The organism is Halorubrum distributum JCM 13561 (genome assembly GCF_000337395.1).
GTDB classification, from domain to species: Archaea; Halobacteriota; Halobacteria; order Halobacteriales; family Haloferacaceae; genus Halorubrum; species Halorubrum distributum.
The window spans coordinates 145,968-167,510 of the sequence record NZ_AOJF01000034.1; the positions used below are offsets into that span (position 1 = coordinate 145,968).

The window sequence follows — 21,543 nt, forward strand, 5'->3', positions numbered from 1 at the left end:
GGCCGAACGTTACGCTTGGTCGGGGAGCTTCTCGCGCTCGGCCTCGATGTCCGACGTCGGCAGCGTGATGTAGTTAACGTCCTCGACGAACGTCTTCTGGCCGAACTCGGTCAGGAACATGTTGAGGAACGCGGCCTCGCGCTTGTCCGTGCCCTCGGGCGTCTCCTCGTCGATCCGGGTGTACATGTGCAGGTCCCGGTTCAGCGGGTACTCGGAGTCGAAGATGGTGTTCTCGGCGTCGGGGTCGGGGCGGTAGACGGTGCCTTCGAAGTCGATGGCGATCGCCTGGATCCCCGACCCGGAGAACGCCAGCGCCATGTAGCCGATGGCGTTGTCGTTGTCTTGGAGGACCTGTTGGACCTGCTGGTTCTGCCCGAGGCGCGTGTCGACGTCCATCGGCGCGTCGGCGTCGCCGAGCATGTTCAGCCGGAACGAGGTGTCCGTCCCGGAGCCCTCGGCGCGGCCGACCACGTAGATCTCTTGGTCCGGGCCGCCGACCTCGCTCCAGTTGGTGATGTCGCCCTGGTAGATACCGCGGATCTGGTCGCCGGTGAGCTGTTCGACGCCGGCGTCGTAGATCGCCTGACTGACGAACACCGGCTGCCCGTCGCGGCCGACGACGTGGTCGACGTAGTTCTCGTCGCGCTCGTCCTCGCTGATGTCGAGTTCCGCCGTGATCGGTCCGGAGGAGTTCCCGATGTCGACGAGTCCGTCCCGAACCGCCTCACAGCCGGTCCCCGAGTGGCTCAGCGCGACGCGGGTCGCGAACGGCGGGTTCGAGCGTTCGCCAGACGGTTCGAAGCCGTACAGGCTGGCGAAGTAGTCGGCGATGTTCATGTCGGTCTCGATCTGGTCCCAGCCGGCGACCGAGGACTCGTCGTTCGACCCCCAGTACTCGCCGTCGCTCGCCGGCGAGTTCGAGTTCCAGTAGGAGCTCCCCTTGTTCGAGATGGGGTACACCGTCGACGACCCCTCGGCGGTCACCGTCGACGGGCCCGACGACCCGGAGCTCATCGTGTTGCCGCTCTCCTCGCTGCCGCCGTCGTCGCCGTCGCCGCCGTTGCCGCTACACCCGGCGAGGCCGACCGCTCCGACGGCGGCCGAGGTGAGCAGGTACTTCCGGCGTGATACCGAGTCCGCCTGACGCCCCGAATCCTGTGACATCACCATATCGGAGGCGAGATTCTATTAAACAGTTTTATAATAGGTCACTATCTTTATACGTTTTCCTCCGTGGCGGCTCCTATCGGGCGGTAGCAGTGGCTACCGGTACTGACTGATATATAGTGAGACGTGCCCGTCGAAGCGGCGTCTTTCGAACCGTTGTCCCCGGCCCGAACGGCCGGGTACCGAAGCCGTCGAAACGCGGACCCCTGTCAGACGGGGCAGCGACCGCGTTAGTCGAGGTCGAAGCGGTCGAGCTTCATGACCTCGCTCCACGTCGCGACGAAGTCCTCGACGAACTTCTCCTCGTCGCTCGCGTACACGTCGGCGATGGTGCGGAGCCGCGCGTTCGACCCGAAGATGAGGTCGGCGCGCGTCGCCTCCCACGCGACCTCGCCGGTGTCGCGGTCGCGGACCTCGTAGAGGTCCTCGGCGTCGGTGACCTCGTCCCACTCGTACTCCATGTCGAGCAGGTTGTCGAAGAACTCGTTGGTGAGCGTCCCCGGCTCGTCGGTGAACGCGGTGCGGTCGCCGTAGGTGGCGCCCAGCGCACGCAGGCCGCCGGCCAGCACGGTCATCTCGCTGGCGGTCAGGTTCAGCAGGTCCGCCTTGTCGACCATGAGGTCCTCGACGTCCTCGTCGGCGTCGCCGAGGTAGTTACGGAAGCCGTCGGCCTCGGGCTTGAGCGCCTCGAAGGAGTCGACGTCGGTCTGCTCCGCGGCGGCGTCGACGCGGCCGGGCGCGAACGGCACCTCGACGTCGTAGCCGGCGTCGGCCGCGGCCTCCTCGACGGCCGCGGTGCCGCCCAGCACGATGAGGTCGGCGAGCGAGACGCGGACGTCGTCGGAGCGCGACTCGTTGAACTCGGCCTGAACGTCCTCGAGCGTCGAGAGGACGTCCGCGAGCTGCTCTGGCTCGTTGGCCTCCCAGCTGCGCTGCGGTTCGAGGCGGATGCGAGCGCCGTTGGCGCCGCCGCGCTTGTCGCTGTCGCGGTAGGTGGACGCCGCCGCCCACGCGGTCTTGACGAGCTCGCCGGTCGACAGCCCGGAGTCGAGGAGCGCCTCCTTGAGCGCCGCGACCTCCGCGTCGCCGATCGTCTCGTAGTCGGCCTCCGGCAGCGGGTCCTGCCAGATCATCGTCTCCTCCGGGACCTCGGGGCCGAGGAACCGCTCCGGCGGGCCCATGTCGCGGTGGATGAGCTTGTACCACGCCTTCGCGAACGTCTCCTGGAACTCGTCGGGGTCGTCGCGGAACTCCTCGAGGACGGCCCGGAAGTCGTCGTCGTGTTTCAGGGCCACGTCCGTCGTGAGCATCATCACGTCCTCCTTGTCGCTGGGGTCAGCGACGCCGGGCGCGGCGTCGTCGAGCTCGTCGTTCTTCGTGGTCCACTGCCACGCGCCGCCGGGGCCCTTCTCCGGCTCCCACTCGTAGCTGAGCAGGTTGTTGACGTAGCTCAGGTCCCAGACGGTCGGGGTGGCGTTCCACGGCCCCTCGATGCCGCTGGTGATCGTGTCGGGACCCATCCCCTCGCCGAACTCGTTGTCCCAGCCGAGACCCTGGAGGTCGATGGGGGCGTCCTCGGGCTCCGGGCCGAGGTTGTCGCCGTCGTCGGCGCCGTGGACCTTCCCGAACGTGTGGCCGCCGGCGATGAGCGCGACGGTCTCCTTGTCGTTCATCGCCATCCGGCTGAACGACTGGCGGATGTTCTTCGCGGAGCCCTCGAGGTCGGGCTCGCCGTTCGGCCCCTCGGGGTTGACGTAGATGAGGCCCATCACGGTGTTGCCGAGCGGCGCCTTCAGGTCGCCGTCCTCGTCGAAGCGGTCGGGGGAGGTCGTCTCGAACTCGCTTTCGGGGCCCCAGTCGACGGCGTCGTCGCCCCGGAAGTCGTCCTCGCGGCCGCCCGCGAAGCCGAACGTCTCGAAGCCCATCGACTCCAGCGCGACGTTGCCGGCGAGCACGATGAGGTCCGCCCACGAGAGCTTCTCGCCGTACTTCGTCTTGACCGGCTCCAGCAGCCGCCGGGCCTTGTCGAGGTTCACGTTGTCGGGCCAGCTGCTGATCGGCGGGAGCCGCTGGTGTCCGCCGGCGGCGCCGCCGCGCCCGTCGAGCGAGCGGTACGTGCCGGCGCTGTGCCACGCCATCCGGATGAACAGCGGGCCGTAGTGCCCGTAGTCGGCCGGCCACCACTCCTTCGAGTCGGTCATCACGTCTTCGAGGTCGGATTTGACCGCCTCGAGGTCGAGTTCCTCGAACGCCGCCGCGTAATCGAACCCCTCGTCGTAGGGGCCGATGTTCGCGGAGTTCTGATCGAGCAGCTCCAGATCCAACTGATCCGGCCACCACTCTTGGGTGTTACTAGCCATCAAGAAATGATCGGCCCTCTTCGCTGATAATATTGTCTAAGTCGGAGAGGGAATCATCGTTATAACAGAGAGTTTCTATCGAAATAATGAAGTTCTTTTCGTAAATCTTCGAAGTCGCTGACAGGGGTCGCAGCGGCGCTCCGATGGGTTTACCGCGCGGTAAGCGTCTGCTACCAGCCCCGATAAGTAGCCGTTTCGACACTTCGACGGTCATGAGTGAGAGTCACACTCGAGGGCCCAGCGGCGCATCGGTTCGCTTCGTCGCGGGACCTCGGCGGGCGAGGACCGCGACCGCACGGAAACACGGAGGGGTCGAGCGCGGTCAGCGGTTCAGCGGTGTCGAGCGCGGTCAGCGGTTCAGCGGTGTCGAGCGCGGTCAGCGGTTCAGCGGTGTCGAGCGTGGTCAGCGGTTCAGCGTGTGGATCGCCTGTCCGCGCGCGTTCTCGGCCGCCTCCATCACGGCCTCCGCGAGCGTCGGGGGGGTGTGGACGGTGGCGGCCACGTCCTCCAGGGTCNAGATGTGTATAAGAGACAGAGTCACACTCGAGAGCCCAGCGGCGCACCGGTTCGCTTCGTCGCGGGACCTCGGCGGGCGAGGACCGCGACCGCACGGAAACACGGAGGGGTCGAGCGCGGTCAGCGGTTCAGCGGTGTCGAGCGCGGTCAGCGGTTCAGCGGTGTCGAGCGCGGTCAGCGGTTCAGCGGTGTCGAGCGTGGTCAGCGGTTCAGCGTGTGGATCGCCTGTCCGCGCGCGTTCTCGGCCGCCTCCATCACGGCCTCCGCGAGCGTCGGGTGGGTGTGGACGGTGGCGGCCACGTCCTCCAGGGTCGCGCCCATCTCGATCGCGAGCGCGACCTCCGCGATCAGCTCCGACGCCTCGGGGCCGACGATCTGTCCGCCGAGGACGAAGCCGGTCTCCTCGTCGGCGACGATCCGGACGAACCCCTCGGTGTGGCCGGTCGTCATCGCCCGCCCGGAGGCGTTGAACGGCATCTCGCCGACCGCGGGGTCGAAGCCGGCGTCCGCGGCCTCCTCCTCGGTCATCCCGACCGTCCCGATCTCGGGGTCGGTGAAGACGGCCGCGGGGATCGCCTGCTGGTCCATCGCCGCGGGTTCGCCGGCGATCACCTCGGCGGCGACAATCCCCTCCTTCGAGGCCGCGTGCGCGAGCATCGGGTCGCCGGCCACGTCGCCGACGGCGTGAACGTGCTCGACGGCGGTCCGGGTGCGGTCGTCGGTTTCTATGAACCCGCGCTCGTCAGTCTCGATCCCGGCCTCCTCCAGGTCGAGCCCGTCCGTGACCGGCTGGCGGCCGACCGCGACGAGGACCTTGTCGACGCCGTACGTCGACTCCTCCCCCTCTTCCGTCTCCGTGTGGAGCAGGTAGCCGCCGTCGGGCGCCTCCGACCACTCGCTCGCGCCCTCGCCGAAGTGGAACTCGACGCCCAGCTCCTCGGCGCGGTTGCGGACGATCCGCTTCACGTCGTCCTCGTACGGGTCGAGGATGTCGTCGAGCATCTCGACGACCGTCACGTCGGCGCCGAGCTTCGCGTACGTCGTCGCCAGCTCCATCCCGATGTAACCCCCGCCGACGATCCCGAGCCGGTCCGGGACGGTGTCGGCGTCGAGCGCGTCGGCGGAGCTCCAGACGTGGTCCTCGGCGAACTCGAAGCCGGGGATCTGGATCGGTCGCGAGCCGGTCGCGACGATCGCGTGTTCGAACGAGAGCGTCTCGGAGCCCTGCCCGTCGCCGCCGTGCGCGACGCGGACGGTGTCCTCGCCGACGAACGAGGCGGTCCCCTCGATCAGGTTCACGCCGTTCGCCTTACAGAGCTTCTCGACGCCGCCCGTCAGCTGGTCGACGACGCCGTCCTTCCACTCGACCATCTTTCCCATGTCGACGGCGGGGTCCGCGTGGACGCCCATGAACTCCGCGTTGCCGGCCTCGTGGGCGAGCCCGCTGCCCGTGATCAGCGCCTTCGAGGGGATGCAGCCGCGGTTGAGACAGGCGCCCCCGTAGGCGTCCTTCTCGACGAGGGTCGTGTCGAGTCCCTCCTGTGCGGCGCGGATGGCGGCGACGTAGCCGCCCGGCCCCGCGCCGATGACCAGTACCTCCGTTCCCGTGGTGACGTCTCCGACGACCATTATTCGTTGAGTAGCAGCAGGGGGTTTTCTAAGTGTTCCATGACGGTGTTCGCGAACTGGGCCGCGATCGCGCCGTCGACGACGCGGTGGTCGATCGACAGCGACAGCGGCAGCGTCGGCGCCGGGACGACCTCGCTCGCTCCGTCGGCGCCCTCGCGCACGACGGGTCGTTCCTCGATGGCGCCGAGCCCGAGGATCGCGGTCTCGGGGTAGTTGATGATCGGCGTGGCGTACTCGCCGCCGATGGCGCCGAAGTTGGTGATGGTGAAGGTGCCGCCCTTCATCTCGGCGGGCTTGAGCTTGCGCTCGCGGGCGCGGGCGGCCAGGTCGTTCACCTCGTCGGCCAGCTCGAAGAGCCCCTTCTCGTCGACGTCGTCGACGACGGGGACCATGAGGCCGGCGTCGGTCGCGACCGCGATCCCGAGGTTGTAGTCCTTCTTCAGGACGATCGCTTCGTCCTCCTCGCGGAGCTCGCTGTTGAGGTACGGGTGTTCCTTCAGCCCGGCGACGATGGCCTTCATCACGAACGGCATGTAGGTGAGCTTCACCTCCTCGGCCTCGGCCGTCGGCTTCAGGTCCGCGCGGGCGTCCACGAGCGAGTCGACCTCGGCGGTGTCGTGGTGGGTGACGTGCGGCGCCGTGAACTTCGACCGCTCCATCTGCTTGCCGATGGTGCGCCGGACGCCGCGGTAGGGGACGGTCTCGTCGCCCGCCGAAGCGGCGTCCGTCGCGGCCGGCTCCGCACCCGCGTCGACGTCGGCCGGCTCGGGTTCTGACTCGGAGGCGGACTCGGCCGCCGACTCCAGCGCGTCGGCGTAGGCGTTCACGGCCTCTGCCGTGACGAACGCCTCGCCGTCGCGGGTCTCGTCGGTCGGCACGTCGTCGATGTCGACGCCCCGGTCGCGCGCGACCTTCCGCGTCGCGGGCGTCGCGAGCGTCGTCTCGCGGCCCGCGGGCTCGGGACCGCCGCCGGTCGCCGCCGACCCCTCGTCGCGTGAGCCGCCGGCGCCGCGCTTGCTGACCGCGGACTTCCGCCCCTCGGACCCCGCGTCTGTCGGCGTGGGCGCGGGACGCGGTTCGGGACCGTCTTCGCCGTCCGAACCGGCGGATCCGTCGGCGCCCTCGGCGTGCGCCCGCACGTCGGCCTCGCCGACGCGGCCGCCGGGACCGCTCCCCTCGACGGCCGCGACGTCGACGCCGAGTTCGCGGGCGAGCCGGCGGGCCGACGGCGGCGCGAAGGTGCGCCCGGAGGGCGTGTCGGGTTCGGCGGGCTCCGCGTCGCCCTCGTCGGCGGTCGCGTCCGGTTCCGGCTCGGGCTCGTCGGCCGCGGCCGAATCGGAGTCCGATTCGGTGTCAGTTCCCGCGTCGGCGGCGGCCGCCCCCGCGTCGCCGTCCTCGTCGACGCGGAAGGAGATGATCACGTCGCCGACGGGGACCATCTCCCCCTCCTCGACGAACAGCTCCTCGACGGTCCCGTCGTAGCTCGACGGCACCTCGACGAGCGCCTTGTCGGTCTCGACCTCGGCGACGGGCTGATCCTCCTCGACGCGGTCGCCGGGCGCGACCAGCCACGAGACCAGTTCGCCCTCCGCGACGCCCTCGCCGACGTCGGGGAGTTTGAACTCCTTGACGGTCATGTGTCGACCCCCTCGGCGGTCGCGCGTCGACGCTCGTCGATCGCGCCTCGATGCTCGACGATCGTGCGTCGGCCCTCGATGTTCATGGATGTATCTCCGGCGGACATGTTAAAATTCGACCGCCTCCAAGATCCCGTCCTCGATGCGCGCCGCGGACGGGAGGTAGTAGTCCTCCAGCGCGTACAGCGGGTACGGCACGTCGAAGCCGGTGACGCGGCCGATCGGCGCCTCCTGGTAGAGGAGGGCCTCCTCCTGGAGGATCGCCGTGATCTCGCCCGCGAGCCCGCCCGTCTTCGGCGCCTCGTGGACGACGACCGCGCGGCCGGTCTTCTCGAACGCCTCGACGACCGCCTCGCGGTCGAGCGGCGATATTGTCCGGAGGTCGACGACCTCGCATTCGATCCCCTCCTCGCCGAGCGTCTCGGCGGCCTCCAGCGTGGGGCGGGTCATGGCGCCGTAGGTGAACACCGCGACGTCGTCGCCCTCGCGGCGCGTGGCCGCCTCGCCGATGGGGACCGTGTACGGCTCCTCGGGCACCTCCTCGCGGAACGCCCGGTAGATCAGCTTCGGTTCGAGGAAGATCACCGGGTCGGGGTCGCGGATCGACGCCGCGAGCAGCCCCTTCGCCTCGTAGGGGGTCGAAGGGATGACGACCTTCAGCCCCGCCTCGTGGGCGTAGAACGCCTCCTTCGACTCGGAGTGGTGTTCCGGTGCGCGGATACCGCCGCCGTAGGGGGCTCGCAGCGTCATCGGGAGCGTGAACCGCCCGCGGCTCCGGGTGCGGAACCGCGCCATGTGCGAGACGATCTGGTCGAAGCCGGGGTACATGAACCCGGAGAACTGGATCTCCGGGACCGGTCGCATCCCCATCGCGGCCATCCCGACGGCGGTGCCGACGATGCCCGACTCGGCGAGCGGGGTGTCGATCACCCGGTCGCCGCCGAACTCGTCGAAGAGGCCCTCGGTGGCGCGGAAGACGCCGCCGTTCTTGCCGACGTCCTGGCCCATCACGACGACGTCGTCGTCCTCGCGCAGTTCGGTGTGTAATCCGTCTCGTATCGCCTGTACCAGCGTGAGGTTCTGTGTCTCGGTCATTCAATCCTCCAGGAACGCCGCGTCGCCGCGCTCGTCGTGCAGCGCGGCGAACTCCTCGTACTGCCGCTCCAGTTCCGGCGGAAGCTCCGCGTAGGCGTGCTCGAACAGCTCGCGCGGGTCGGGCCGCGCCATCGACTCCGCCGCGTCGATCGCGTCCGCGACCTGCGCCTCGACCGACGACTCGATCTCCGCGACGCGCTCGTCGTCGAGGACGCCCTCGCCGCGGAGGTACGACTCCAGCCGGTCGATCGGATCCTTGCGCTTCCAGCTTTCGACCTCGTCGTCGTCGCGGTAGACGGTCGGGTCGTCGGCGGTCGTGTGCGCGCCGAAGCGGTACTGGACCGCCTCGATGAGCGTCGGCCGCGGCCGGTCCGTCTCGGGGTCGCGCGCCTTCTCCAAGGCCGCTTCCGTGACGCTGTACACCGCGAGCGGGTCCATCCCGTCGACTTGGACGCCGTCGATGCCGTACGCCTCCGCCTTCTGCGCCAGCGTCGCGCTCCGAGTCTGGCGCTCGCGGGGGACGGAGATCGCCCACTGATTGTTGTTACAGAAGAAGACGGTCGGCGTGTCGAACACGCCGGCGAAGTTGACCCCCTCGTGGAAGTCGCCCTCGCTCGTCGCGCCGTCGCCGAAGTAGCAGATGAACGCGTCGTTCTCGCCGCGGAGCTTCGAGGCCCACGCGGCGCCCGTCGCGTGGGGGACCTGCGACGCGATGGGGACGGCGACCGGGAAGACGTTGACGCCGTCTGGCGCGCGGTTCCCGTCCTCGTGGCCCATCCAGTAGAGCAGCGTCTGTTTGAGCGGCAGCCCGTGAACCAGGGCGGCGCCGTGCTCGCGGTACGACGGGACCATCCAGTCGTCCGCGTCGAGCGCGTACGCCGACCCGATCTGGGCGCCCTCCTGTCCAGAGAGCGGGGGGTACGTCCCCATCCGGCCCTGCCGCTGGAGGCTCACCGCGCGGCCGTCGAAGTGGCGCGCCAGCCGCATGTGCCTGTACATCTCGACGAGCGACTCGTCGTCGAGGTCGGGGAGATCGCCGACGACCTCGCCGTCCTCGTCGAGGACGCGAACCGTATCGTCGTACGCCCTGTCGAACACGGTCACGGTCGAACCCACCTTCGCATGTCAGATACGTCCACCGCCCGGGTAATATCGTTTTCGTAAATAATTTAGTATAATCAGAAATAGCGGCTTCGCGCTGAGAGACCGTCCATCAGATTCGGGGAGAATCGGACGTTTCTGAACAAACTCCGACTCGTTCGGCAATATTTTCGCCAAGATGGGCGTTTCGTCGGTCAGTAACGGACGAACAGGAAGGTTTTCGCGCGGGGGTCGGTCGTCCGACGCGGGAGCCGGGCGTCGCGGCGCCGCGGCTCGGCGGCCGCGAGTGGCGCGAGAGAATCGGTTGGACGGGCGGTCTCGCCCGGATCGAAGGGTTATCCGAGGCGGAACGAGGGCTCGTCGGGCTCGCCGTCGAGGTCCTCCAGCTGGATGACTTCCTCGTCGCCGTCCTCCAGCTGCTCGCGGAGGTAGTTGACGTAGCGCTTGTGCTCTTCGAGCTGCTCGCGGAGGTGTTCGGCCTCGAGCTCCAGGCGCTCGTGCTCGCGGACGAAGCTCTTCGGAACCTCGATCTTCGGGGGGAACGACTCCCCGCTGTCGCCCATGCTGTCCAGTTCGGCCTCCGGGATAACCCGGACCTGACCGTCGTGGGCAACGAGCGTGTCCACGTAGTCCCGGAAGACCGCAGACAGCGAGATGTCTCGCTCCTCGGCGATGTCGCGGAGGGTCTCGAACGCGTCCTCGTTGACGCGGAACGAGATCGTCTTGTTCTTGTTGCCCATTATCGGACCGTTCGTTCCGCGGATCACTTAAGCGTTTGTCAGACGATCGCAAGAGCGAAAATCGCGTACGGAGGCAGAGCCGCGCCGAACCCCGCGAAAATCTGGGGTTAGCGCGTCAGCGTTCCGGCGCGCCGACCGCGTCAGAGCGCCGAGCCGCCGGCCGCGTCAGGGCTCCGGCGTGCCGGCCGGGTCGGTCCCGTCCGAGGCGTCGTCGAGCGCGGCGTCGTCGCTCCCGGACTCGTCGCCCGCGAGCTCGTCGCCGCTCTCGTCGAGGTCCTCCAGCGCCGACAGTGCGGCGGCCTTGTACGTCTCGGGATCGAGGTCGTACTCCTCGCGGGCCATCCGCGCGTACTCGTTGCCCTCGTCGTCGAACGCGGCGACGCGCTCGACGGTGCGGCGAGCGGTCTCCGCGACCCAGCGGTCGCGGGTGGCGGCGTCGACCTCGGTGATAGACTCGGGGCGGACGGAGACCCGGACCGTGCCGTCGTCGGTCTCGTAGGTCCGGGGCTTCCCCACGACTGCGACGTAGGCCGGGGGCTCCAAGTCCCGGAGTTTGGAAGCGGCTTCCGGCTGGTACTGGCCGGCGTACACGAAGAACGTGCCCGTCGGGTCGACGATGCGGCCGCGCCAGTACTCGCTGTCCTCGCCGACGTCCTCCTTCTCCGTGAGGGTGCCGACGAAGAACACGCGGTTCGAGGACTCGCCCGTCGGTAACAGCGCGTAGACGGGGGCGCGCTCGTCGTCGGACTCGGTGAACGTGTAGCCGGCGTCGTTGAACTCGCTCGCGAACACGCGCCGGGCGACCTCTCGGGTGGGGGCTGACTGGCTCATTTCAAATCGACCTCGCTTCGATCAGCGCGCTTTCAACGTCGACGGTGCCAGGGTCCTCCATCTCGTCGACCAGGACGTACCGGCCGAACGTCGGGCCGGTGACGCGGTAGTAGCGCCCGAGCACGTCCTCGCCCATCTCCTCGGCGACGACGGTGGTGTCGAGCGCGTCCATCGCCATGTCCTTGGCCGCTTCGAGGGTCATGCCGGTGAGCTCCTCGGTGGCCTCGCGGTCGAAGATGACCTCGGTGACGGTCTCGCCGTCGTCGAGGACGCCCTTGATCCGGAGGTCGAACTCGCCCTCGACCTGGCCGTGTTCCGAACAGCGCCCGTTCTGGAGGACGCGCGTACAGTCCTCCTCGGGGCAGCGCTTGATAAGCCCGGAGCCGGACTGGATGTCCACGAGGGCGCCCTCGACGGTGTCGGCGTTGTCGCCGACCTCGATCTCCTCGTCGATCTCGGTGATGCCAGTCGTCCGGTTGAGCTTCACCGAGTAGCTCCCCTCGTACTCGTCGGTGACGACGTTCGAGAGCTCGTACGCCTGCCCCTCCGTCAGCTCGGGGAGGTCGGAGGTCTCGAAGGCGACGAACTTGATCGTGCCCGACTCGTCGCCGAGGAGGCCGACCTGCGAGATGGAGTCGCTCCGGGGCTCCCAGAGGTCGACCAGCTTCACGCGCAGGTCGACCCACTGCTCGTCCTCGTCGATGTCGTTGACGAGGACCTCCTCGCTGCCGCCGCGGCCGAGCTCGTCGCGCTCCATGCCGGCGTCTTCGAGGTAGCTGTTGGTGACGCTCCGGCTCGCCTCGTCGAGCGGTACGCGGTACTCGTCGACGAGCGTCGTCAGCCGCTCCTCGACGTCGTCGGGGTCGACGTCGGTGTGGTCCGAGAACTGTTCCGCTATCGCTTCCGCTTCCTGTCGCAGTTCGCTCATGGGGTGTCTCCGCCTCCGGTCTTGTTTTCAGTGGGAGGCGTACGACGGTTGGTTCCAGATGGTATTAAAATGTACGTGACCGCGGTGAAAGTGAAACGAAACGCCCGCTTGAGGGCCGCTGCGTGGTGTTCTTTCGATTCGCGGAGATCAGTCGACGGAACGACCTCGCTCGCGTCAGACGCACGTCAGCCGTGCGCGGGCTTCGTTTCGAGTGGAACGATCACACGGGCCGGAGTCACACAGGCGAAGGTCCGACGGAGGTGACGAAGGGGAGCGGTGGCGCGTGCCGACGAGCGCCCAGTAGGGCGCGAGTCGCACGCGCGAGGGACGCGGTGAGCGCTCGCAGAGCGCGAACCGCGAGGCTGGGGAGGAGTGAGGCAGTGGTGCGAAGCGGTGCGGGGCGGGACTCAAAGGGGCAGCCGCGAGGCCGCAGTAGGCGACGTAAGCACCGCAGCGAGCAGCGCGAGCGAGGAGCGCAACGAGCGTACTGCGGCCTCGCGGCTGGGGCTTTGGAGGCGTTCTCCGCTGTTCGAGAACTAGTTACGTACAGCCGAGCGGCTGGAGATTCGGTGGTCTCGGCTACGGGATCGTTCGTCGAACGTCGATTCGTTCATGCGGACCCGTCGTGTCAGTCGTCCGCGTCGGGGAACGGCACCTCGATCAGGTCGCCGTCGTCGGGGAGGATGCACTCGCCGTCGAACGCCTCGCGGGCGTCGCGGCGGATCGGTCGCGCGTCGGCCGCGTAGCGCGAGGAGATGTGGACCAGGGCGAGCCGCTTCGCGTCCGCACGGTCGGCGATCGACCCCGCCTCGCGGCCGGTGGAGTGGGCCGTGTCGCGGGCGCGGTCGGCCATGTCGTCGGCGAAGGTGGCGTCGTGGATCAGCAGGTCGGCGTCTTTGGCCGCTTCGACGGTCGCTTCTCGCGGGCGCGTGTCCGCGGTGTACACCAACTTGCGGCCCGGGCGGGGCGGGCCGACGACCTGCTCGGGCTCGACGACCGTTCCGTCCTCGGCCTCGACGGATTCGCCCTCGTGGAGGCGCCCGAACTTCGGGCCGACGGGGACGCCGAGCGCCTCCGCCTTCGGGCGGTCGAACCGGCCGGGGCGGTCGTCCTCTTCCAAGACGTACCCCTGCGAGACGGTCCGGTGTTCCGTCTCGAACGCGCGGACCTCGTACTCGTCGGTCTCGTAGGCGACCTCGCCGGGGGCGACCGGCTCGATCCGGACCGGGAACGCCGGGTCGTGGCCGACCGCGTGGACGAGGTCGTGAAGGTGGTCGTCGGTCCCCGGCGGGCAGTGGACCGTCAGCGGGTCGGTGCGGTCGTTGAACCCGAGCGTCTGGACGAGGCCGGGGATGCCGAGGACGTGGTCGCCGTGGAGGTGGGAGACGAACACGCGGTCGACGGCGAACCCGGTGCCGGCGCGCATCATCTCGCGCTGGGTGCCCTCGCCGCAGTCGAAGAGGAAGCGGTCGCCCTCGCGGTTGACGAAGACGGCGCTCGCCGCGCGCTCGACGGTCGGGACGGCGCCGCCCGTCCCGAGGAAGGTGACGCGAAGAGACATGCCGAGTCGTCGGGGCGGCGGTTGTAAACCGGTGTCGATGCGGGAGAGCGGCGGTCGGCTCGGCCTCGCGGAGCGCCGGCCGACACCCACATGAGTCCGGCCGCCCGAGGGCGAGCATGCGAGATCCGATCGCCGCCTTGGTCAAACAGGAGGGGTGGCGCGCGGAGGGCGCGGCCGCCCGCGTCCACTACGAGGGGGGTAGCGACCGATACGCGGTGGAGTTCTACGCCGAGACGGCCCGCGTGCTCTACTGGGCCGTCCCGACCGACGACGACGAGGGCGGAACGGCCGCGCCGGTCCCGCGCGACGGCGTCCCGGATCCGCTCCGGCGGCGCGTCCGGGAGGACCTCGACGAGGCCGGGATCGACACCGAGGTCGAACGGCGCGAACTCTGACCGCCTCGGGGCCGCGAGAGGTGAGGCCGACGGGCAGTCGCCGGACCGATGCCCGCGCGCGCCGATCTTACCCCGACCCGACCGGAGGCGCCCCGCCGTCGAACGCGTTCTCGAGGTCGAGATCACCCGATCGACCGCTCGTTACCGGCGTTTTCTGCCGATGTATTTCGGTTCGAAGGAAACCTATTTGCCGCCCTACCTGATACGATTTTGTGATGAGTGGCGTCGAATGGGAGGAAGACGATCCCTTCGAGGAGCAGCGGGACAAGATCGAGAATCCGATGAAGCGGCTGTTCGTCGAGTACGGCCGCGACTACGTCCCGCAGGTGACGGTGGGGATCCTCGCGAGCGTCTTCGCGCGGCTGCTCGATCTGCTTCCCCCGCTGATGCTCGGGATCGCCCTCGACGCGATCTTCCGCGGCGAGGCCGCGTTCGACGAGCAGATCCCGCTCGTGTTGCTGCCGGACGCGTGGCTCCCGACGGAACAGGCGGCGCAGTTCTGGTTCACGATCGCGGTGCTGGCCGGGGCGTTCGCCTTCGGCGCCGGGTTCCACTGGGTCCGCAACTGGGGGTTCAACGCGTTCGCACAGAACATCCAGCACGACGTCCGGACCGACACGTACGACCAGATGCAGCGGCTCAACATGGACTTCTTCTCGGACAAGCAGACCGGGGAGATGATGTCCATCCTCTCGAACGACGTGAACCGCTTGGAGCGGTTCCTCAACGACGGGATGAACTCCGTGTTCCGCCTCTCCGTGATGGTGGTCGGGATCGGCGTCCTCCTCTTCTGGATCAACTGGCAGCTCGCCTTGGTCGCGCTGCTTCCCGTCCCCGTCATCGCCGGGTTCACCTACCTGTTCATCAAGATCATTCAGCCGAAGTACGCCGAGGTGCGGTCGACGGTGGGCAAGATGAACTCCCGGCTGGAGAACAACCTCGGCGGCATCCAGGTGATCAAGGCCGCCAACACCGAGTCTTACGAGTCCGACCGCGTCGACGACGTCTCCTTCGACTACTTCGACGCGAACTGGGACGCCATCGAGACGCGGATCAAGTTCTTCCCCGCGCTCCGCGTCCTCGCCGGCATCGGCTTCGTGCTCACGTTCATCGTCGGCGGGCTCTGGGTGTTCCAGGGGCCGCCCGGACCGTTCACCGGCGAGCTCTCCGAGGGGATGTTCGTCGTGTTCATCCTCTACACGCAGCGGTTCATCTGGCCGATGGCGCAGTTCGGGCAGATCATCAACATGTACCAGCGCGCCCGCGCCTCCTCCGCGCGGATCTTCGGGCTGATGGACGAGCCCTCGAAGCTGGCGGAGGACCGCGACGCCGAGGAGCTCGCCGTCGACGAGGGACACGTGGTGTACGACGACGTCTCCTTCGGCTACGACGACGAGACCATCGTCGAGGACATCGACTTCGAGGTCGAGGGCGGCGAGACGCTCGCCCTCGTCGGTCCCACCGGCGCCGGCAAGTCGACCGTCCTCAAGCTCCTCCTCCGGATGTACGACGTCGACGACGGGGAAATTCGGATCGACGACCAGAACGTCGGCGACGTGACGCTGCGGTCGCTGCGCCGCTCGATCGGCTACGTCGGGCAGTCGTCGTACCTGTTCTACGGCACCGTCCGCGAGAACATCACCTACGGCACCTTCGACGCGACCGACGAGGAGGTCCGCGAGGCAGCCGAGGCCGCCGAGGCCCACGACTTCATCCAGAACCTCCCCGACGGCTACGACACGATGGTCGGCGAGCGCGGCGTGAAGCTCTCCGGCGGTCAGCGCCAGCGGATCACCATCGCGCGCGCCGTGCTGACCGACCCGGACATCCTCATCCTCGACGAGGCGACCTCCGACGTCGACACGGAGACGGAGATGCTGATCCAGCGCTCGCTCGACCGGCTCACGGAGGAACGGACGACGTTCGCGATCGCCCACCGGCTCTCGACGATCAAGGACGCGGACACGATCCTCGTGCTGGAGGGCGGGAAGATCGCCGAGCGCGGCACCCACGACGAGCTGCTCGACAACGACGGGCTGTACGCGCACCTCTGGGGCGTTCAGGCCGGCGAGATCGACGAGCTGCCACAGGAGTTCATCGACCGCGCGCAGGAGCGCACCGCCCGGATTGTCGAGGACGCCGAGAGCGACGACGACTGACCGCGACCGCGGTCGACCGGGCGGGACGATTCAGGAGCGCCCGGGCGTCACCGCGGGAGTTCGGTCCACTCGTCCGCGGGCGCCTCCGGAGACGCGTCGGCGTGGCCGAGCGCGTCGAGGACCGCCTCGCGGACCTCAGACGGATTCCGGTACTGCGCCTCTTCGCTCCCTTCGAGCAGGCCGTCGAGCCGCGCCGTCCCCGTCGGAGTCTCCAGTGTCGCCGCGCCGTACTGTTCTATCAGCTCCGCCGCCGTGACCGGGTAGCGGTGTTCGCGGAGCGCCCGCTTCAGCGGGCCGAACGTCACGGCGGGAGCCGAACCGTGCGCCTCCGGGTCGTGATCCGCGTTGTCACCGCTCATGCGGTCGCGATCCACGGGGAGGGGCATAATACCCCGGGAGCGTTCGCTCGACGGTGACCGACGCGAGCGCCGAACGGCCACGGCGTCGCCGGTGACCGCCGCCTATACGACGCCGCGCGTCGAGGACCCGGTATGCGCCTCAGCGAGGTCACGTGGACCGACGTGCGCGACGCCGAGGTCGACGTCGCGTTTCTCCCGGTCGGGAGCACGGAACAGCACGGGCCGCACGCCCCGCTCGGCACCGACGCGCTGAACGCCGTCGCGGTCGCGGAGGCGGCCGCCGACGCCTACGAGGAGTCGAGTGGCGGGCCGGGAGCGGACCGCGGGGAAGTCGCGGTCGCGCCGCCGGTCCCCGTCGGCGTCGCCGAGGAACACCGCGCGTTCGACGGGACGATGTGGGTGTCGCCGGAGACGTTCCGCGCCTACGTCCGCGAGGCCGCCGAGTCGCTGGTCTCTCACGGGGTCGACCGCGTCGTGTTCGTCAACGGCCACGGCGGGAACGTCGAAGCGCTCGCGGAGGTCGCCCGGCGGTTCTCGCGGGACGACGCCCACGCGGGGTACGGTGTCGCGTTCACCTGGTTCGAGGCGGTCGGCGACCACGCGAGCGACATGGGCCACGCCGGCCCGCTGGAGACCGCGCTGCTGCGCGCGACGAACCCCGACCTCGTCCGCGAGGAACGCGTCGAGGCGGCGAGCGCGGGCGCCGCCGACCGGTGGGGGGAGTGGGTGTCCGGAGTGAACCTCGCGCACGATTCGGACGAGTTCACCGACAACGGCGTCGTCGGCGACCCGCGTGCGGGCGACGCCGAGCGCGGCGCGGAGCTGCTCGACCGCGCGAGCGCGGCGCTCGCGGAGCTGTCGGCGGCCGTCGTCGACCGCGACGCGGCTTAAAAAAGCACGGCGCGGGAGCTACTCCTCGTCTTCCTCCGCTTCGTCGTCGTCCGCCGCGTCCTGAAGGGCCCCGCGGATCGCGGGGACGGTGCCGGTGAGGGATGCCACCTCCTCGGCGGCGTCCTCGATGTCGCCGACGAGCGACTCCAGCTCCTCGATCTCCGCTTTTAAATCGTCGGCGTCCTCGAAGGCGTCGGCGCGCTCGCCGAGGACGTACGCCTTCTTCGCCGAGCGGACGCTGTCGACCGCGTCGCCGGCGTCGAGGGCGGACTTCAGCCCGTTGAGCGCGCCGAGGACGTTGTCCGCGTCCGTCTCCCACACCGCGTCGGGGTCGGGGAGCTGGTCGCGCGCCGCCGCGAGGTGCTCTTCGACCTCCGCGCGGGTCTCCTCGGCCGCCTCGCCGAACAGGTCGTCGTCGTCGAACGTGGACTGGCCCATACCGGACACGTCGTGCCCGCACCTTTTAAAAACGCGCCCGAAAGCGGAAGTGAAACCGCCGGTGAGGACGAGTCCGTCGCCGGATCGGGCGGATTTCGCGTTCAGTTTCGGTTCGGCGGCGGACGGGCTCAGATCCGGACCAGCAGTTCCACCGCGATCAGCGTCAGGAGGAGACCGAGGAGGCCCGCGAGGGCGGCGAGCGTCCGGAGCCAGTCGGACAGGGCCTCGACGTCGGGCGTGGCGGCGAGGAGGGCCGGGCGGTCGCGGGGGCCTGACTCGCTCTCGGGGTCGGGACGCACGTCCGTCTGGGGGTTCGGGTCCGACACGGTCGACCGTTCGATCGGGAGGCCCGTTAAACCGACTATGAGGCCACAGTACGGGTATTGAGCGCTCCGGAGATCAGCCTCGGTTCCACGACGCCTCCTCGAAGTCGACGATCCGCTCGTCGCGGTCCAAGGCGTCGATCCGGGCGATCTGGTCGTCCGTCAGGTCGAGCTCGCGGGCGGCCCAGTTCTCCTCGACGTGCCCGAAGTCGGCCGCCTTCGGGATCGGCGCGACGCGCTCCTTGGAGAGCAGCCACGCGAGGCTCACCTGCGCGGGGGTCGCGTCGCGGCTCGCCGCGATCTCTTGAAGCACGTCGACGTCGGCGACGCGGTTGCGCGCGATCGGCGAGTAGGCGACGAGCCAGTGGCCGTCCTCGACGGCGTACTCGCGGAGCCGCTCCTGTTGAAGCAGGGGGTGACACTCCACCTGGTGGGCGAACACGTCGTGGTCGAGTCGAGCGATCGCCTCGTCGAGCTGGTCTGGCCGGAAGTTCGAGAGCCCGATCCGGTCGATCACGCCGTCGTCGACGAGGTCGTCGAGCGCGGGCAGCGTCTCTTCGGGGTCGTAGCTGTTGATCGGCCAGTGGACGTACAGCAGGTCGATCGAGTCGACGCCGAGCCGGTCGCGGCTGGCGCGCGCGGTCTCGACGGCGTCGTCGTACGAGAGGTTGTCCGTCGAGAGCTTCGTCGCGACGAACAGGTCCTCGCGGTCGACGTCGCTGCGGTCGATCCCGTCGCCGACCGAGGCCTCGTTGTCGTACCCCTGCGCGGTGTCGACGTGGCGGTAGCCGGTCTCGATCGCGTGCGCGACGCCGGCCGCGCACTCCTCGCCGTCCGCCAGCTTGTACGTCCCGTACCCGAGTCGGTCGAAGGTGCTCGCCATGTGGTCGCGTGCGGACGGCGACGCCCTCAACGTACCGGTCCCCGAACCGCGAGACAGGCCTCGAACAGATCGCGGGAGCGACCTCGAACGGGTCACGCCGCCCGAGAATCCGCCGTTCTACTTGAGACACCTCCGAGAGTCGGGTGACGTATGTCAACGAAAGAAGTCGCGCTCCGAAGCACGATCGGCAGCGTTTCGGTCGAGGGAAAGCTCCACACGCTCAGCGTCTGGTTCATCCTCGCGTTGCGGCTGATGATCGGTCTCGCGTTCTTCCAGAGCGGCCTCAGTAAGGTCCTCGGCGGCGATTTCAGCGCCGTCGGGTACCTCCAGAACGCGCCCGCCGCGAACGGCAGCCCGGCCGCCGGCCTGTTCGCCGCGATGGGCGAGAACGCGCTGTTCGTCGACTTCGTGAACGTCGCGGTGCCGTGGGGCGAGCTCCTCATCGGGCTCGGCGTGATCGTCGGACTCCTCACGCGGCTCGCCGCGTTCTGGGGCGCGTTCATGATGCTCCTCTTCTATCTCGGCAACTGGGACATCTCGCACGGCTACATCAACGGCGACTTCGCGTACATGCTCGTGTTCCTCTCGGTCGCCGCCTTCGGCGCCGGGCGGATCCTCGGGCTCGACTCGGTCGTCGAGGAGTACGAGGTCGGCGGCCGGCCCCTCGTGGAGCGGTACCCGTGGACGCGGTACCTCCTCGGGTGAGGCGAGGTCGGCCCCCCGGACCGATTCGGTCGCCAACCGCGGGCTAAACGGACGCAGCGCCGAACGCAGTTATCACTGGTAATATTCGGGGAGCAGTTATTATCCCGATACGATCCGTGCGATCCAGTACACATGCAAGCGGGATCGTCCTCCGGCGTCCGGTCGAGTTACGGCGCGAAGCTCGCGCTGTCTCTGATCGGGGTCATGGGGGTTTCAGTTTCATACGGTGTCATCGTCTACCTCCGCGCGGAGGAGGCCGGGGCCGCAGGCGCGGCGGTACGCTCCGGGCTCGTCGGGATGACGCTGTTGACGGTGATCGGGCTCGCGCTCATCGGCGTCACCATCGGATCGAACACGGTCATCTCCCTGCGACAGCTCACGGCCAAGGCCGAGCGGATGGCCGAGGGGGACCTCGACGTGCGACTGGACACGGGCCGAACCGACGAGATCGGGCGGCTGTTCCGGGCGTTCGACGAGATGCGCGGCTCGCTGCGCTCGGAGATCTCCGACGCGAAAGCGGCTCGCGAGGAGGCGGAGCAGGCGCGGCGGGAGGCCGACGCGCGCGCCGAGACGGTCGAGCGGAAGGCGACCGAGTACGAGTCGGCGATGCGGGCGCTCGCAGACGGCGACCTGACCCAGCGGGTCGACTCCGACGCCGACAACGAGGCGATGGCGCGCGTCGGCGTCGCGTTCAACGAGATGGCCGACGAGCTGGAGGAGACGGTCGCGTCCGTCGCGACCGTCGCCGAGGACACCGCCGACGTGGCGGGGACCGTCGACGACCGCACGGAGGACCTGCGGGCGACGACCGGGACCGTGAGCGAGGCGGTCTCGGAGATCGCCGAGGGCGCGCGCACCCAGCGCGACGACCTCCAGGCGGCGACCGACGAGGCCGAGAACCTCGCGTCGTCGGCCGAGGAGGTCGCCTCCACGGTCACCGACGTGGCGGAGACCGCGGAACACGCCGCCGAGGTCGGCGAGGAGGGCCGCGAGGCCGCCGAGGAGGCGCTCGCCGAGATGGACGCGGTCGAGGAGACGACGGCGGAGACGACCGCGGAGGTCGAGGCGCTCGCCGAGGAGGTCGAGGAGATCGGCGAGGTCGTCGACACCATCTCGGAGATCGCCGAGCAGACGAACCTGCTCGCGCTGAACGCCTCCATCGAGGCGGCCCGCTCCGGCGCCGAGGGCGCCGGCTTCGCGGTCGTCGCCGAGGAGGTGAAGGCGCTGGCCGAGGAGACCCAGGAATCGGCGGGCGAGATCGAAGCCCGGATCCACTCCGTCCAGGAGCGCGCGGAGACGGGCGCCGACGCGATGGCGCGCACCGAACAGCGGATCTCCGCCGGCGTCGACACGGTCGAGACGTCGATCGACGCCCTCGAACGCCTCGCGGAGGCCTCCGAGCGGACCGACACGAGCATGACCGAGATCACCAGAGCGACCGAGACGCAGGCGGACTCCGTCGACGCGGTCGTCGGCCACGTCGAGGACGTCTCCGCGATCAGCGCGCAGACGGCCAGCGCGGCCGGCGACGTCACCGGGGCGGTCGACGAACAGGAGCAGACCCTCGGGGCGGTCGAGACCGCGGCCGGGTCGCTCTCCGACCGTGCGCTCGCGCTGCGCGACGCGGTCGACGACTTCGAGTTCGCGGCCGAGGACGACCTCGGCGCCGCGAGCGGCGGAACCGACCGGGACGCCGCGGGCGGCGGCAACAACGCCGCTACCGCGGTCTCCGACGGGGGAACCGACGGCGGGGGGACCGAGTTCGACTTCTCGCGCGACGGCGGCGGGGGCGACGACGCGCCCGCCGGGGAGGGGGTGAACTGAG

General features: G+C 69.2%; 19 protein-coding genes and 1 pseudogene. 5 read left to right on the forward strand and 15 right to left on the reverse strand.

Translation table 11 applies throughout. The features are described from left to right. Nucleotides 1-9: 9 nt before the first annotated feature. The 11 genes and pseudogenes from C470_RS08090 to rnz all read right to left on the reverse strand — a co-directional run bounded on the left by C470_RS08090 (nucleotide 10) and on the right by rnz (nucleotide 13,565). Nucleotides 10-1,164 (reverse strand): substrate-binding domain-containing protein, encoded by a 1,155-nt coding sequence (locus C470_RS08090; protein ID WP_007345781.1) that lies wholly within the window; start codon nucleotides 1,162-1,164, stop codon nucleotides 10-12. A 233-nt stretch (nucleotides 1,165-1,397) separates the two neighbouring features. Further along, on the reverse strand, nucleotides 1,398-3,527 hold the full coding sequence (gene katG / locus C470_RS08095) for a catalase/peroxidase HPI (protein ID WP_008366507.1): 2,130 nt from the start codon (nucleotides 3,525-3,527) through the stop codon (nucleotides 1,398-1,400). A gap of 403 nt (nucleotides 3,528-3,930) precedes the next feature. Then, nucleotides 3,931-4,041, reverse strand: a pseudogene (locus C470_RS16475) (dihydrolipoamide dehydrogenase); the annotation flags it as partial. A gap of 203 nt (nucleotides 4,042-4,244) precedes the next feature. Beyond that, complete coding sequence (gene lpdA / locus C470_RS08100) at nucleotides 4,245-5,672, reverse strand: dihydrolipoyl dehydrogenase (protein WP_004598645.1); 1,428 nt, start codon at nucleotides 5,670-5,672, stop codon at nucleotides 4,245-4,247. Continuing rightward, the gene (locus C470_RS08105; protein ID WP_008366512.1) at nucleotides 5,672-7,309 is read right to left on the reverse strand and encodes a dihydrolipoamide acetyltransferase family protein; all 1,638 of its coding nucleotides are present in this window, start codon (nucleotides 7,307-7,309) and stop codon (nucleotides 5,672-5,674) included. The genes lpdA and C470_RS08105 overlap by 1 nt, the downstream gene beginning before the upstream one ends. A gap of 108 nt (nucleotides 7,310-7,417) precedes the next feature. Then, nucleotides 7,418-8,404: an alpha-ketoacid dehydrogenase subunit beta gene (locus C470_RS08110; protein WP_007345778.1), complete on the reverse strand. Its 987-nt coding sequence runs from the start codon at nucleotides 8,402-8,404 to the stop codon at nucleotides 7,418-7,420. Continuing rightward, nucleotides 8,405-9,508 (reverse strand): pyruvate dehydrogenase (acetyl-transferring) E1 component subunit alpha, encoded by a 1,104-nt coding sequence (gene pdhA, locus C470_RS08115; RefSeq protein ID WP_004598642.1) that lies wholly within the window; start codon nucleotides 9,506-9,508, stop codon nucleotides 8,405-8,407. It abuts the gene before it with no gap. Between the two features lie 332 nt (nucleotides 9,509-9,840). Continuing rightward, complete coding sequence (locus tag C470_RS08120) at nucleotides 9,841-10,245, reverse strand: hypothetical protein (protein WP_004598641.1); 405 nt, start codon at nucleotides 10,243-10,245, stop codon at nucleotides 9,841-9,843. 165 nt (nucleotides 10,246-10,410) lie between these two features. Beyond that, a complete protein-coding gene (locus C470_RS08125; RefSeq protein WP_008366514.1) occupies nucleotides 10,411-11,076 on the reverse strand; it encodes an RPA family protein in 666 nt (221 codons plus the stop codon). A gap of 1 nt (nucleotide 11,077) precedes the next feature. Then, the gene (locus C470_RS08130; RefSeq protein ID WP_008366516.1) at nucleotides 11,078-12,004 is read right to left on the reverse strand and encodes a replication factor A; all 927 of its coding nucleotides are present in this window, start codon (nucleotides 12,002-12,004) and stop codon (nucleotides 11,078-11,080) included. 628 nt (nucleotides 12,005-12,632) lie between these two features. After that, nucleotides 12,633-13,565 carry a ribonuclease Z gene (gene rnz / locus C470_RS08135; RefSeq protein ID WP_008366518.1) on the reverse strand — a complete coding sequence of 311 codons (933 nt, stop codon included), beginning with the start codon at nucleotides 13,563-13,565 and terminating at the stop codon, nucleotides 12,633-12,635. A 116-nt stretch (nucleotides 13,566-13,681) separates the two neighbouring features. Between rnz and C470_RS08140 the strand changes: the two genes are divergently transcribed. Both C470_RS08140 and C470_RS08145 read left to right on the forward strand, forming a co-directional pair. Then, nucleotides 13,682-13,960, forward strand: a complete 279-nt coding sequence (locus tag C470_RS08140; RefSeq protein ID WP_008366521.1) for a DUF7538 family protein — start codon at nucleotides 13,682-13,684, stop codon at nucleotides 13,958-13,960. 215 nt (nucleotides 13,961-14,175) lie between these two features. Further along, a complete protein-coding gene (locus C470_RS08145) occupies nucleotides 14,176-16,119 on the forward strand; it encodes an ABC transporter ATP-binding protein (protein WP_004598636.1) in 1,944 nt (647 codons plus the stop codon). 47 nt (nucleotides 16,120-16,166) lie between these two features. Here C470_RS08145 and C470_RS08150 read toward each other — a convergent pair whose 3' ends face one another. Further along, nucleotides 16,167-16,505 (reverse strand): DUF5789 family protein, encoded by a 339-nt coding sequence (locus C470_RS08150; RefSeq protein WP_008366523.1) that lies wholly within the window; start codon nucleotides 16,503-16,505, stop codon nucleotides 16,167-16,169. A gap of 105 nt (nucleotides 16,506-16,610) precedes the next feature. On the opposite strand from C470_RS08150, the gene C470_RS08155 reads away from it, so the two are divergent. Then, on the forward strand, nucleotides 16,611-17,369 hold the full coding sequence (locus tag C470_RS08155) for a creatininase family protein (protein WP_008366526.1): 759 nt from the start codon (nucleotides 16,611-16,613) through the stop codon (nucleotides 17,367-17,369). Between the two features lie 18 nt (nucleotides 17,370-17,387). Here C470_RS08155 and C470_RS08160 read toward each other — a convergent pair whose 3' ends face one another. From C470_RS08160 to C470_RS08170, 3 genes are all read right to left on the reverse strand, one after another. Continuing rightward, nucleotides 17,388-17,807, reverse strand: coding sequence for a DUF5790 family protein (locus C470_RS08160; protein WP_004598632.1), 420 nt, complete (start codon nucleotides 17,805-17,807; stop codon nucleotides 17,388-17,390). 128 nt (nucleotides 17,808-17,935) lie between these two features. Beyond that, the gene (locus C470_RS08165) at nucleotides 17,936-18,133 is read right to left on the reverse strand and encodes a hypothetical protein (RefSeq protein ID WP_008366528.1); all 198 of its coding nucleotides are present in this window, start codon (nucleotides 18,131-18,133) and stop codon (nucleotides 17,936-17,938) included. Between the two features lie 73 nt (nucleotides 18,134-18,206). Then, nucleotides 18,207-19,013 (reverse strand): aldo/keto reductase, encoded by an 807-nt coding sequence (locus C470_RS08170; protein ID WP_007345772.1) that lies wholly within the window; start codon nucleotides 19,011-19,013, stop codon nucleotides 18,207-18,209. A gap of 150 nt (nucleotides 19,014-19,163) precedes the next feature. Here C470_RS08170 and C470_RS08175 point away from each other — a divergent pair, with 150 nt between their 5' ends. Continuing rightward, complete coding sequence (locus C470_RS08175) at nucleotides 19,164-19,718, forward strand: DoxX family protein (protein WP_008366530.1); 555 nt, start codon at nucleotides 19,164-19,166, stop codon at nucleotides 19,716-19,718. A 132-nt stretch (nucleotides 19,719-19,850) separates the two neighbouring features. Further along, entirely contained in the window at nucleotides 19,851-21,542 is a 1,692-nt protein-coding gene (locus tag C470_RS08180) for a methyl-accepting chemotaxis protein (RefSeq protein ID WP_007345770.1), read from the forward strand. The last annotated feature ends 1 nt before the right edge of the window (nucleotide 21,543 follow it).